Genomic DNA, 13780 nt, shown 5'->3' on the forward strand with positions numbered 1-13780 from the left:
AAAATACTCAAATTCCAACGTTTCAGCGGGCGCTCACGCCCGCGCCTTGGCCATGTCCTGCGCCAGACGTAACGCGGCGATCAGGCTGCACGCATCCGCCACTCCGCGTCCCGCGATATTATAGGCCGTCCCGTGATCGGGCGAGGTGCGCACAAACGGCAGGCCCAGCGTCACATTCACCCCCGATGCAAAATCAATCGTCTTGATCGGGACCAGGGCCTGATCGTGATACATGCACAGGGCCACATCATAGCCTGCCCGCGCCTCGGCGTGAAACATCGTATCGGCAGAGCGCGGCCCGTGAATGTCGATCCCCTCGGCGCGCAGGCGCTCGATCACCGGCGCGATGACGTCAATGTCCTCGTGACCCATTGCGCCGCCTTCGCCCGCGTGGGGGTTCAGACCGGCCACGGCCACACGCGGCGCGGGCATCCCGAAATCGCGGATCATGGCGTTAACCGTGATGCGCGCGGTCTCTTCCAGCAGATCAGGGGTCAGGGCGGCGGGCACCTCGGTAATCGGGATGTGGATCGTCACCGGCACCACCCGCAACTCGGGACAGGCCAGCATCATCACCACCCGATCCACCCCGCCAAGGGCCGCCAGAAACTCGGTATGGCCGGGATAGGCGAAATCGGCGCCGTCCTTCAGGACCTTCTTGTTGATCGGGTTGGTGCAAACCGCGCTGGCCGCACCGGACTGGACAAGGGCGACGGCGCGCTCAATCACCGCGACGGTCGCGGGCGCATTGGCCAGATCGGGCGTGCCCGGCGTGGCGGGCGCGGCGAAATCGTGGCGCAGAACGGGCAGGGCCGTCGCGCCAACCGCGTGCGCCTCGCCCGGATTACCGATTTCGGCAAACGGGGTGCCCTCGGGCAAATGGCGCGGATCGCCGATCCAGAACAGATCGACCTCGTCCTTCAAGGCCTGCCATGCCTTGACCGACACCTCGGGGCCCACACCGGCGGGATCGCCACAGGTCAGGGCAATCGGGGCGGGGGAGCTCATGGCTGGCGGATGATGGCTTCGGCCTTCAGCTCTTGGAGATAGCTGTCGGCGTAAGAGGTCAGACGCTGGTTGAACAGGCGACCGCGGATGGCCTCACGGTCGATGTCCTCGGCCAAAATCGCGGTCCGTGCGCAGAGCATCAGAACCTCGGCCCCTTCGCCGCGCGGGCGGATCACGGTTTCATTCGCGTCCAGTTTCGCCAGTTCAAGGGCGACATCGGCGGGCACATCGGCAATCGCCAGCGTCTCAATGCTCAGCGCCTCTTCGGGCTGGTCCTTGGCGATACCGTACAGGTCGTCACAGGTGTCCAGACGCGCAACCACCTCATCCGCGCTCAGACGCCCGTCTGCGGGTACGGCATAGCGCATATATTCAACCGACTGGGTTTCCAGCGGCTTGGGCTCGGTCTCTTCCAGCGCGCGCAGTTGGAACAGGGCGATGGCGTTCGGCACGGGGATCGGATCGGTCACCTCACCGGGGCCAAGGGTCAACACGTTCGAGGCAATCGCGGGCGGCAATTGCGTCAGGTCCAGCCAATCAATCCGGCCTCCGCGTTGTGCGGATTGCGACGCCGAATACTGGCGCGCGGCGGCGGCAAAGGCGTCCGTGCTCTGGATGTTTTCGGCCAGTTGCGGGGCAAGCTCTTGGGCTTGTTCCGCGAATTCGGGCGTGTCGGCCCGCAAGATGATTTCCGACAGCAGAACCCGCGCAGACCCCGCCTGTGTCTGTAGGGCCAGCGCGCGGTCGATCTCGGCTTCACTCACCTGCGAGCGGGGGCCGAAACGGGCGCGCACGACCTGACGCCATGCGATGCCGGCGGCCACGAAATCGCGGAACGCTTCGCGCGAGACGCCTTCTTGGGCCAATGCGGCCACGAATTCCTCAAGCCCCAGATTGGCGCGACCGGCGAATTCGGTCATGCCTTGGAGGACCTCTTCGTCGCTCAGGCGGATGCCGATTGCGGCGGCAGCGTCCAGACGAAGACGGTCATCGACAAGCGCGTCATAGGCCTGTTCTTGTAGGTTGCCGGGGGTGTTCAGCACCTCCATGAACCGGATGCGCTGCTCAATGTCGTAATTGGTCACGGCGCGGTTGTTCACCATCACGGCGGGCGCGAACGGGTTGGATTGCTGGGCCGTCGCGGGCAGCACTCCGGCAAGCATGGTCGCCCCCAGCAGGCAAGTCGTGGCGAGACGCGTGATTTTGTTCATTTCTGCGGTCCGTTCGTTCTGCTCGTGTGCTACTAGCGCAGGCAACTGCGGCGATAGCGGGTGGTGTCACCGGTGGCGCCAAATCCGGCCAAGGAAATGGTTAAACCGAAATCCGTGGACGGGTCGACATTTGTTGAGGATGTAAACCGGCGCGAGAGTGAAAGGTCAAGGCTGACGCATTCATTGCGGTACTCAAGGCCGATCCCCGCCTCGGACGCGTCATCGGTCAAAAAGTCATAGCGCCAGTCGGCCTTGGCGGTCCAGTTCGGTGTGACATCATAGGCCAGATCCATCACCCATTCCGAACTGTCGGTGGGGCGGTTTTCGGTCAGGTTGGCCTCTTGCCAGATAAACGACGAACTGATGTCCAGCGCGTCGTGGCTCCAATCGAGGCGCAACTCGTTTCGGGTGAAATCCAACCCGTCGTCAAACACGGCGCGATTGATCAGGCTAAAGTTCTGCGCGGTGGCAAATTGCACCGCCAACAGCCAATCCGACAGACGTCCATTGAGGCCCGTGCCATCGGGAAACTGGTTCTGGTTGTCGGCGCGGTAAACGCGGCCCCCCGCAACCGCCAAGGACCACCCATCGGGGTCAAACCGCGTCCACGTCGCCCCGATGTTGGCGCGCAGGCCCTGTTCATAGGCATCCTGACCGGCAAAACGGCTGAGCGAGAACAGGTTGCCCTCATCGAACTCGACGCTGAGGCTATCCTCGTTGTTGATGGCGCTGGTATCTGTGTCGCTCCAGACGATCTGGGCCACGGGTTCCAGAACATGGCTCACCCCGTTTGCACCACCTTTGACAAGGGGCCAGCGCAGTTCGACCGCGCCAAAGGGGGCGATGCGGGTTTCGGGGCTGGGCGTCGTGGTGTCGTCCGAGGTGACGTAATAGTCGAAATTCACTTGCCCAAGGGCCGAGATCAGAACCCCGTTGCCCGTCTGCCAGTTGCGCCGCCATTTGCCTTCGGCGCTCAGGCGGGCGACATCACGGCCCACGGCATCCGCATCCGAACGGCGTTCAAAGCTGAACACCTGCACCTTGGTCTGGGCCACGCCGCCGATCGTGGCGGGGGCAAAGCGGTGCTTGTATTCCACATTGGTCAACAGCGTCGGCAGGGTCGCGTTATCTTCGGAGGCCCGCAGCGAGTTGAAATGCAGGATTTCGGCGTTGATGTATTCGTCCTTGCGCGTGCGCCCGACCGACACGGAACTGGTCAGGCGGTCCGCGTCGGAATAGCCATAGTCCAACAGATAGGCCGGATCGCTGACCGAGCGGGTTTTGAACCGCAGGGTAAAGTCGCGGGGCAGGTCGAATTCGCCTTCGGTAAACAGGTAATATCGCGTCTCACCTGGGCGCAGGTCATCGCGGCTAATGGCGCCGTTCAACTCTATCTCGCCAAAGCGGAACGCCTGACGATACCGCGCCTCAAGCGTGTTGGTCCGCGTCGAATAATAGGGCGACAGGGTCAGGTCCGCATGATCGCCCAGCGTAAAGAAATACGGCACCTTCAGACCCGTGCCCAAGGTGTTTGAGACGCGCAGATCGGGGATCAGGAACCCGTTGCTGCGTTCCAGTGTGGGGTCGGGCAGGCGCAGACGGGGCAGATAGACGATGGGCACGCCCGCCACCTCAAACCGTGCGTGATCAAAGAACAGCTGTTGCGCGTCCTCGTCGTGGATGATCCGCTCGGCGCGAATGCGCCACAGGGGCACCTGACCGGCACAGACGCGACAGGACGAGGCCACCGTTTTCGACAAAACCGAATAACGCCCGTCGATGCGGTCGATCTGCGCGGCGGCCAGTTGCAACTGTTGATCCAGCACCAATCGGGCCGAGCGCAAAATCCCGTTGGTCAGATCGGCGGACAGTTCAGCGGCCTCGGCGGTCAGGACTGTCCCACTGGGCGAGGTGAGGCGGATTTCGCCCTCGATCAGCAACTGGTCCGTGTCTTGGTCATAGGTGATCGATCCGGCCTGCACGCGGTAGCCGTCATAGAAAATCTCGACATGGCCGTCAGCCACCAGACGGTTCAGGCCATCCACGCGGATCTGATCGGCAATCAGGGTCGCGGCGGGCGGCGCATCCTGTGCGGCCACAGGCGCGGCCAGCGCCAGACCGGCGGCCAGTGTCAGGGCCCGCAACATCCCCCGCATCAACCGTCCTCCAGATGCAGGACAAGGCCTAGCGACATCATGATCCCGATCAAAGGCGGGGACCACGCGGCCAGCTCGGCGGGAATTTGGCCGTTATTGCCAAGGATCTGGGCGAAATTGCGCAGGAAAAACAAAGAGAGACCCACCCCCAACGCGGCCATGACCATCGTGCCCGTCTTACCAAATCGCGTATGGCGCATTGTGAACCCTGCGGCAATCAAAACCATCGCCGCAAAGAACGCGGGCAGGGCCAGTTCCATGTGCCACCAGACGCGGTGGTGGCGGGCGCTAAAGCCTGCGCGCTCAAGGCTGTCAATGAACGCGGGCAGGTCCCAGAACGGGATGGAGGCGGGTGCGCCGAAACTGTCGCGGATATGGTCGCGCGTCAGGTCCGAAGGCACGGAGAGGGTCGCGCTGACCTCGGCGGTGCGTTCGGGGTTGTGCACCGGCGCCGACAGGTCCCAGCGTTTCGCATCCGTCAAATCCCATGCCCCGTCGGTTAGTTCCGCGCGAATGGCCTCAATCCGGTAGGTGGGGCCTTGGTCGGCGGCAAACCCGATAAAGGTCACGTCGAACAACACCGTCCCGTCAAGGTTTGAGCGCGCGGCCTTGATCACCGTCTGGCCATCCTCATCCCCTTGGCGCAGCCACAGCCCGTCGGCATTGATCGACAGAACGCTGGAAATCCCGCGGGAATAGCGGTTGGAGAGGGTCTCAAGCTCTTTGGAGGTGGCCGCGACCAGTGGGTTCAGGACGCCCACGCAGATTGCCCCCACCAACAGAACCGACACCAGCGGCGACAACAGGCTGCGCACGGCAGACCGACCCGCCGCGCGGGTCACCACCAATTCCGACGTCCGCGCCAGCGACATATAAAGAACCAGCGTCGCCAGAAGAACGATCAGGGGCAGGATTTCATAGATATTCGCAGGCGTGTTCAGCGCGGCCAATCCCAACGCCTGCGACAGGGAAATCGTGTCCGACCCGAACCGGCGGATTTGTTCGACCATGTCCAAAAGCATCGTGAACACCACAAAGACGCCCAGAACCATGGCCAGCGACAACAGGAACTTGCGCGCGATATAGAGTTGCAGCTTCATCCCGCGACCGCCTTTCTGCGCCCTGCGCGTGGATGGTCGATCCGCCACAAAACCAGCCCCGCCAGAACGACCCCGAGAACCGGCGCGATGTAGAGCAGCGGCCAGCGGCCCGCGCCATCATTGGCGGCGCCGATCAGGCTATTGTCGATCAGTTTCAGCACGATCAGCATCCCGATCGCGGTCAGCACCTGCCGCCATGTGCCAAAGCGGCTAAAGCTGCCCGACATCAACGCCGCAAACCCGATCAAGGCACCGGCAATGGACAACAGGGGCTCGGCCAACCGCGTATGCGCCTCAAGCGCAAGCTGATACGCGGGGCGGTCCAGCTGGGTCAGCAAATCGGCACTGGGGCGCAGCAAGGTCAGGGTCGGCAATTCCTTGATCGACGGATTGCGCGCCTTGGTGACGTTGATCAGGGTGGCGACATCAAAGACGGATTCACTGAACCGAGTGACGGCAAGGCGTTGGGGGTTGCCCGACAGGTTCTGCACCATCCCGTCAAACATCACGAGGCGCGGGCCCTGATCGCTGGGCAACAACAGGGCGCGCTCGGCGGTATAGATGGTTTGGCGGCCCTCACTGCGATCATCGCTTAGGAACACGTCCAGCAATTCACCGCCCGCGTTGATTTCGCGGATGTAGAACGTGACGCCTTTGACAGGGGTCAGGAATTGCCCCTCGCTGAGCAACCGTGCGGTGACATCGTCGGCCACTTCGGCCTGACGCTCGGCCAGTTGGGCGCGGCTTTGGGGGACAAGAAAGTTGTTGATCAACAACAACAAAATCGCAACCAGAATGCCGAACATGACCACCGGACGGGCAAGGCGAAACGCGCTATATCCCGTGGCCTGCACCACGACCAGTTCACTGTCCGACGACAGGCGGTTGGTGGCATAGATCGCGGCGGCAAAGGCCGCGACGGGCAAGACCTGTGAGATCACATTGGGCAGGGCAAGGGCGGTGAATTCCAGAAACACAATCGCCGATTGGCCGTCTCCGATCAGCCGGTCAAACAGGCGCACAGCCCGATTGACCCAGTATACCGATACCAGGACAAGCGCGAAAAAACCGAACAGAACCGTCAGTTGGGACAGCAGATAGCGGTCGAATTTAGGCACACAGTCCCCCCAAGGACCTTTACGAGTCTGCCGCAACCTAGACGAAATGGGGGGTAGGGAAAACTGCAAACTGGTCTTGGACGGCCACAGGGGCTAGGTAAGAGGAAAACCGCCAATTTCCCCCGACAGGAGAGAGTCGCAATGACCACGCCCCCCGAAATCACCTTTGCCGAAACCGATCTGGACCAGATCGCCGCCGCCCCCGGTCGCGTGGTGGTGTTTATCGGCGCGGATGCCCGTCTGGATGCGGGCGCGCGGCGGGTGAACAAGCTGACGCGCGGAGGGATTATGCGTCTGGTCGCGGGCGAGAAATTCGCCAAGGCCAAGGATGGCGATATCCTGAGCGTGACCTATCCCATGGGCATGGCTGCCGATGCGGTGGATGTGGTGCGTTTGGAAAAACGCTGTTCGGTTGAAGAGGCGCGCGCCGCAGGTGCCGCATTGGCCAAGATGCAGGGCGAACAGGCGGTTCTGATCCTCAGCGGCAACCACAAACACGCCGCCGAAATCGCGTTTGGCTTTGCTCTGCGCGCCTATGACTTCGGCCCGCATAAATCCGAAGAGCCCAAGACGCGCGGCCCTGTCACCATGATGGCGTCCAAGCCCGAAGAACTGGCCGCCAAGGCCGGTCCGATGGCGGCCGTGGCCGAGGGCGTGTTCTTTACCCGCGATCTGGTGAATGAACCGGCCAACATCCTGACCACGGACGATTTCGCCGCCCGTCTGGCGGCGATGCAGGAACTGGGGCTAGAGGTCGAAATCCTTGAAGAGGCCGAATTAGCCGAACTGGGCATGAACCTGTTGCTGTCGGTCGGCCAAGGCTCGGCCAGCCCGTCCAAGGTTGTGATCATGCGCTGGAACGGTGGGGCGGCGGATGCGGCGCCGTTGGCCTTGGTCGGCAAGGGCGTGGTGTTTGACACCGGCGGGATCAGCCTGAAGCCCGCCGCCGGTATGGAAGACATGACCATGGATATGGGCGGCGCGGGCGTCGTGTCGGGCGTCATGCGCGCTCTGGCCCTGCGCAAGGCCAAGGCGAATGTCGTCGGTCTGGTCGGCCTGGTGGAAAACATGCCCTCCAGCACCGCTACACGTCCCGGCGACGTGGTGAAATCCATGAAGGGCGATACGGTTGAAATCATCAACACCGATGCCGAGGGCCGTTTGGTTCTGGCCGATGTTCTGTGGTACGCGCAAGAGCGGTTCGAACCCACCGGTGTGATCAACCTTGCTACGCTGACCGGTGCGATCATCATTGGCCTCGGCCATGAAAACGCCGGTGTGTTTTCCAACGACGATGCGTTCTGTGATGCGTTTCTGGCCGCGGCGAAGGGCGAGGCCGAAGGCGCATGGCGTATGCCCCTGTCGCCCGCCTATGATAAACAGTTGAAATCGCGCGTGGCCGATATGAAAAACGTCGGTGGCCGTCCGGCGGGGTCGATTACCGCAGGGCAGTTCCTGCAACGGTTCATCAAGGACGGCACGCCGTGGATCCATCTGGACATCGCCGGTGTGGCCAGCGTCAAGTCCGACACGACTCTTGCGCCTGCGGGTGCGACGGGGTGGGGTGTTCGGGCGCTGAACCGTCTGATCGCCGATAAATACGAGGGCTAAGCCTTGTCCCGTGTCCTGTTCTATCACCTGACCCACAACTCGGCCGAGGCGACGGCGGCGACCTTGCTGACCAAAGCCTATGAGCGCGAGATGCGGGTTCTGGTGCGCGGGCGGGACGCGGATCGTCTGTCGCGGCTGGACACGTCTTTGTGGACGATGCACGACGATGCGTTCCTGCCCCACGGTCTGCGGGGCGGGGATTTTGACGATGATCAACCGATCCTGATCGGCCCCGAGGACACCGCCGTCGCCGGATATGGCGCGGTGATGTGTATTGATGGGGCAGGGGTCACGGCCAACGATGTCTCATTGGTGCAACGGGCGTGGATCCTGTTTGACGGGCGCGATCCGAACGCTGTTCAACACGCGCGCGGTCAATGGAAAGACCTGACCGGCGCGGGTGTGCCCGCCGAATACTGGTCCGAGGAATCGGGCCGGTGGGAGAAAAAGGCGCAGTCGGACGGATGATCCCGCTTACGGGGTCAGCAGTTTCGTGAACAACGTATCGATATAGGTCTTGGCCTCGGGGAAGGGGTCGACCTCATCCGGACCCAGAACCGCGCGCACCTGTACGTCGAAATCGGCGTAATGCTGGGTCAGGGACCAGATCGAAAAGATCAGGTGATAGGGGTGCACCTTGGCGATTTTACCCTCGTCCTGCCACTGACGGATCACGGTGGTTTTCTCATCCACCAGCGATTTCAACTCCCCCTCGATCGCACCCATGATGCGCGGCGCGCCCTGTAGGATTTCGTTCGCAAACAGGCGGCTTTCGCGGGGGTAATCGCGGCTCATCTCCAGTTTGCGGTCGATATAGCCCATCAGCTCCGAAATCGGATCGCCAGTGGGATCCATTTCGCGCAGCGGGTCCAACCACGTGTCCAGCAACCGCGACAACAGGCCGGTGTGGATCGCCTCTTTGGACGGGAAATAATAAAGCAGGTTCGGCTTGGACAGACCCGCCGTCTGGGCGATCTGATCAAGCGTCGATCCGCGGAAACCATATTGCGAAAACACATCCAGCGCCGCCTCTAGGATGGCGGCGGTGTTTTTGCGCTGAATGCGGGTCTGAGGTTGCTTTTCTGTCATGACAGCCTCGTTTACGTGGTCCTCTCACCTTTTGTCTAGTCGCAAAGCCCGCAAACACGGGTGAAATTGGCACCGCAAAAAAATTCATCACTTTGTTAAACTGTGGGCAATAATTCTACATCTGCCCCGTAGAATCGGCTGGGTTGCGCTTGACTGGTGATTTCCAATTGTTAGCGTGTTCCTGACCAAATGGTCAAACTTGGCGTCTGCCGGGGTACAACCGGCCAAAATAAACCAAAACCGACACGAGAGGACCCGCACCATGGCGCTTGACCGGAAATCCGCCCCCAACGATCTGTCCGCCTTTTGGATGCCGTTCACGGCAAACCGCCAGTTCAAACAGAACCCGCGTATGTTCGTGTCCGCCGATGGCATGCATTACACGACCGCCGAGGGAAAACAGGTTCTGGATGGCACGGCGGGTCTTTGGTGCTGTAATGCCGGTCACAACCGTCCCAAGATCGTCGAGGCGATCCGCCAGCAGGCGGGCGAGTTGGACTATGCGCCCGCGTTCCAGATGGGCCATCCCAAGGCGTTCGAACTGGCCAGTGCCCTGCGCGACATGGCGCCCGATGGCATGGATCATGTGTTTTTCACCAACTCCGGCTCTGAATCCGTTGAGACGGCCCTGAAGATCGCCATCGCCTATCACCGCGCACGGGGTGAGGGCACCCGTACCCGTCTGATCGGGCGCGAGCGCGGCTATCACGGTGTGAATTTCGGCGGAATTTCCGTGGGCGGCATCGTCAATAATCGCAAGTTTTTCGGTAGCCTGTTGACCGGTGTCGATCATCTGCCCCACACCCATCTGCCCGATCAAAACGCATGGACCCGTGGTCAGCCCGAGCACGGCGCGCATCTGGCCGATGATCTGGAACGTCTTGTCGCGCTGCATGGTCCCGAAACGATTGCCGCCGTGATTGTCGAACCCATGGCCGGTTCGACCGGTGTTCTGTTGCCGCCCAAGGGCTATCTGGAGCGGCTGCGCGCGATTGCGGATAAACACGGCATCCTGTTGATCTTTGACGAGGTGATCACCGGTTTCGGTCGTCTTGGGGCGCCCTTTGCCGCCGACCATTTCGGGGTGATGCCGGACATGATCACCTGCGCTAAGGGTCTGACCAACGGCGTTGTGCCCATGGGCGCGGTTCTGGCCACCTCGCAAATCCACGACGCGTTCATGCAGGGGCCCGAACATATGATCGAGCTGTTCCACGGCTATACCTATTCGGGGAACCCTCTCGCCTCTGCCGCCGGTCTGGCGACGCTGGAAACCTACCGCGAAGAGGGGCTGTTTGAGCGCGCGGCGGAATTGGCCCCTTATTGGGAGGACGCGCTGCATTCGCTAAAGGGCACGCGCCACGTGATTGACGTGCGCAACATGGGTCTGATCGGCGCGATTGAATTGGAGCCCATCACGGGCGAACCGACCAAACGCGCGTTCCAAGCCTTCCTCGACGCCTATGAGCGCGGGGTCTTGGTGCGCACAACGGGCGATATCATCGCCATGTCGCCGCCCCTGATCATCGAAAAATCCCATATCGATCAATTGATTGGCACGCTCAAAGACGTGCTGGACAATCTGGACTAACGCACTGCACGGGCGATCCGGGCTGAACCTCGGGTCCCCCAATACGAACGGAGAACCCGACATGGCCGCACCTGGCGAAAACAAGAAAATCAATTCCCAACGCCTGTGGGACAGTCTGATGGAGATGGCCAAGATCGGCCCAGGTATCGCGGGGGGCAACAACCGCCAGACCCTGACCGATGCCGACGCCGAGGGCCGCGCGTTGTTCCAGAAATGGTGCGAGGCCGCGGGCATGACCATGGGCGTCGACAAGATGGGCAATATGTTTGCGACCCGCGCAGGCACGGACCCCGAGGCCCTGCCGGTCTATATGGGATCGCACCTTGATACCCAGCCGACGGGCGGGAAATACGACGGGGTTCTGGGGGTTCTCGGCGGGCTAGAGGTCATCCGGTCGATGAACGACATGGGCGTGCAGACCAAGCATCCCATCGTTCTGACCAACTGGACCAATGAAGAGGGCACGCGCTTTGCGCCTGCGATGCTGGCCTCGGGCGTGTTCGCGGGCAAGCATACGATGGACTGGGCCTATGACCGCGTGGACGCCGAGGGCAAAAAGTTCGGGGATGAGCTGTCCCGGATCAGATGGATCGGGGACGAAGAGGTCGGCGCGCGCAAGATGCATGCGATGTTTGAGTTGCACATCGAGCAGGGCCCGATTTTGGAGGCCGAGGGCAAGGATATCGGCGTGGTGACGCACGGGCAGGGCCTGCGCTGGATTGAGTGCACCGTGACCGGTAAGGAGAGCCACACCGGGTCGACCCCCATGCCGATGCGCAAGAACGCAGGGCGCGGCATGGCGCGGATCACCGAACTGGTCCATGAGATCGCGATGAAGCATCAGCCCAACGCCGTCGGCGCCATTGGCCATGTGGATGTCTATCCGAACTCACGCAATATCATTCCGGGCAAGGTCGTGTTCACGGTCGATTTCCGCAGCCACCTGCCCGAAGTGATTGAGGCGATGTTGACCGAGTTCTACGACCGCGCGCCGAAACTGTGTGAAGAGATCGGGGTGAGCCTAGAGACCGAGGTGGTCGGCCAGTTCGAGCCGCCCGCGTTTGACGAACGACTGGTCGGTATGGTGCGGGGCGCGGCCGAGCATCTGGGCTATAGCCACATGGATATCGTGTCGGGTGCAGGGCATGATGCGTGCTGGATCAACGAGATTTACCCGACAGCCATGATCATGTGCCCCTGTGTGGATGGTCTGAGCCACAACGAGGCCGAAGAGATCAGCCCCGAATGGGCGGCTGCGGGCACGGATGTGTTGTTGCACGCGGTTCTGGATTGTGCCGAGGTGGTGGGGTGAGCGACGCCGGGGGGCCAGCCCCCCCGGACCCCCCGGAGTATTTGAACCAAGATGAAGGGGCAAAAGCCCCGAAGATGGACAGGGAGTGCGGATATGAGCACGGTGATCAAAGGCGGAACGATTGTCACGGCGGATTTGACCTATGCGGCGGATGTTCTGATCGAGGGCGGCAAGATTGTCGAGATCGGTGAGGGTCTGAGCGGGGATGAGGTTCTGGACGCGACGGGGTGTTATGTGATGCCTGGCGGGATTGATCCGCATACGCATCTGGAAATGCCGTTCATGGGGACCTATTCGGCGGATGATTTTGCGTCGGGCACGCGCGCGGCCTTGGCTGGTGGGACGACGATGGTTGTCGATTTTGCCCTGCCGTCGCCGGGCGAAAGTTTGCTGGACGCGCTGAAGGTCTGGGACAACAAGTCGGGGCAGGCGGCCTGTGACTATTCCTATCACATGGCGATCACGTGGTGGAGCGAGCAGGTTTTCGACGAGATGCAGACCGTCGTGCAAGAGCGTGGGATCAACACGTTCAAGCATTTCATGGCCTATAAGGGCGCGTTGATGGTGAATGACGATGAGCTCTACGCGTCATTCAAACGTTGCGCCGAATTGGGCGCGACGCCACTGGTTCACGCCGAGAACGGCGATGTGGTCGCCGAGTTGACCGCCAAGTTGCTGGCCGATGGGAACAACGGCCCCGAGGCGCATGCCTATTCCCGCCCGCCGCAGGTGGAGGGTGAGGCGACAAACCGCGCCATCATGATTGCCGATATGGCAGGGGCGCCTTTGTACGTTGTTCACACGTCTTGCGAGGAGTCGCATGAGGCGATCCGGCGCGCCAAGATGCAGGGCAAACGCGTCTGGGGGGAGCCGTTGATCCAGCATCTGGTGTTGGACGAGAGCGAGTATTTTAACGACGATTGGGATCACGCCGCCCGCCGCGTGATGAGCCCGCCGTTCCGCAATAAACAGCATCAGGATAGCCTCTGGGCCGGTTTGGCGTCGGGCACGCTGAGCTGTGTCGCGACGGACCATTGCGCGTTTACCACGGAACAGAAACGGTTCGGCGTTGGCGATTTTTCCAAGATTCCGAACGGGACCGGTGGTCTTGAGGACCGGTTGCCGGTTCTGTGGACCTATGGGGTGGAAACCGGTCGCATCACGATGAACGAGTTCGTCGCGGTCACATCCACGAACATCGCTAAGATCTTGAATTGCTATCCGAAAAAGGGCGCGATCCTTGTCGGGGCGGATGCGGATATCGTGGTGATGGACCCGTCGATGAAAAAGACCATTTCGGCGGATACGCAGGCCTCGGCCATCGATTACAACGTGTTTGAGGGTGTCGAGGTCAGCGCCCTGCCGCGCTATGTTCTGACGCGGGGATATGTGGCCGTGGACAATGGTGAGTTGAAGGCGAAAGAGGGTCATGGCGAGTTTGTGGGTCGCGATCCGAATGGCACCGTCAACACCGCCTTGTCCAAGTGGAAAGAACTGACCGCCCCGCGCCCGGTCGAGCGGTCGGGCATTCCCGCGACGGGCGTCTAAGAACACTTCGGTCGCGCCTCAGGGCGCGGCCAAACA

General features: G+C 61.7%; 11 protein-coding genes. 5 read left to right on the forward strand and 6 right to left on the reverse strand.

Translation table 11 applies throughout. The annotated features are described in order from the left end of the window. Positions 1 to 33 precede the first annotated feature (33 nt). The 5 genes from pdxA to lptF are packed head-to-tail and all read right to left on the reverse strand — an operon-like array spanning position 34 to position 6593. Positions 34 to 1008 (reverse strand): 4-hydroxythreonine-4-phosphate dehydrogenase PdxA, encoded by a 975-nt coding sequence (pdxA, locus tag R1W00_RS06125; RefSeq protein ID WP_317261847.1) that lies wholly within the window; start codon positions 1006 to 1008, stop codon positions 34 to 36. Continuing rightward, positions 1005 to 2219, reverse strand: coding sequence for a peptidylprolyl isomerase (locus tag R1W00_RS06130; protein ID WP_317261848.1), 1215 nt, complete (start codon positions 2217 to 2219; stop codon positions 1005 to 1007). The genes pdxA and R1W00_RS06130 overlap by 4 nt, the downstream gene beginning before the upstream one ends. A 32-nt stretch (positions 2220 to 2251) precedes the next feature. Beyond that, positions 2252 to 4375, reverse strand: a complete 2124-nt coding sequence (locus R1W00_RS06135; RefSeq protein ID WP_317261849.1) for an LPS-assembly protein LptD — start codon at positions 4373 to 4375, stop codon at positions 2252 to 2254. Further along, positions 4375 to 5475, reverse strand: coding sequence for an LPS export ABC transporter permease LptG (lptG, locus tag R1W00_RS06140; protein ID WP_317261850.1), 1101 nt, complete (start codon positions 5473 to 5475; stop codon positions 4375 to 4377). Before lptG ends, R1W00_RS06135 begins: the two co-directional genes overlap by 1 nt. Then, a complete protein-coding gene (gene lptF / locus R1W00_RS06145; protein ID WP_317261851.1) occupies positions 5472 to 6593 on the reverse strand; it encodes an LPS export ABC transporter permease LptF in 1122 nt (373 codons plus the stop codon). Before lptF ends, lptG begins: the two co-directional genes overlap by 4 nt. Before the next feature lie 141 nt (positions 6594 to 6734). Between lptF and R1W00_RS06150 the strand changes: the two genes are divergently transcribed. After that, positions 6735 to 8204, forward strand: coding sequence for a leucyl aminopeptidase (locus R1W00_RS06150; protein WP_317261852.1), 1470 nt, complete (start codon positions 6735 to 6737; stop codon positions 8202 to 8204). A gap of 3 nt (positions 8205 to 8207) precedes the next feature. After that, positions 8208 to 8672, forward strand: coding sequence for a DNA polymerase III subunit chi (locus R1W00_RS06155; protein ID WP_317261853.1), 465 nt, complete (start codon positions 8208 to 8210; stop codon positions 8670 to 8672). A 6-nt stretch (positions 8673 to 8678) separates the two neighbouring features. Here R1W00_RS06155 and R1W00_RS06160 read toward each other — a convergent pair whose 3' ends face one another. Continuing rightward, entirely contained in the window at positions 8679 to 9293 is a 615-nt protein-coding gene (locus R1W00_RS06160) for a TetR family transcriptional regulator C-terminal domain-containing protein (RefSeq protein WP_317261854.1), read from the reverse strand. Positions 9294 to 9555: 262 nt separating this feature from the next. Between R1W00_RS06160 and R1W00_RS06165 the strand changes: the two genes are divergently transcribed. From R1W00_RS06165 to hydA, 3 genes are all read left to right on the forward strand, one after another. Then, on the forward strand, positions 9556 to 10884 hold the full coding sequence (locus R1W00_RS06165; RefSeq protein ID WP_317261855.1) for an aspartate aminotransferase family protein: 1329 nt from the start codon (positions 9556 to 9558) through the stop codon (positions 10882 to 10884). A gap of 61 nt (positions 10885 to 10945) precedes the next feature. After that, a complete protein-coding gene (locus tag R1W00_RS06170) occupies positions 10946 to 12196 on the forward strand; it encodes a Zn-dependent hydrolase (protein ID WP_317261856.1) in 1251 nt (416 codons plus the stop codon). A 93-nt stretch (positions 12197 to 12289) separates the two neighbouring features. Beyond that, complete coding sequence (gene hydA, locus R1W00_RS06175) at positions 12290 to 13744, forward strand: dihydropyrimidinase (RefSeq protein ID WP_317261857.1); 1455 nt, start codon at positions 12290 to 12292, stop codon at positions 13742 to 13744. Positions 13745 to 13780: the final 36 nt, after the last annotated feature.

The organism is Rhodovulum sp. FJ3, from assembly GCF_032918305.1.
Taxonomy (GTDB): domain Bacteria; phylum Pseudomonadota; class Alphaproteobacteria; order Rhodobacterales; family Rhodobacteraceae; genus SAT37.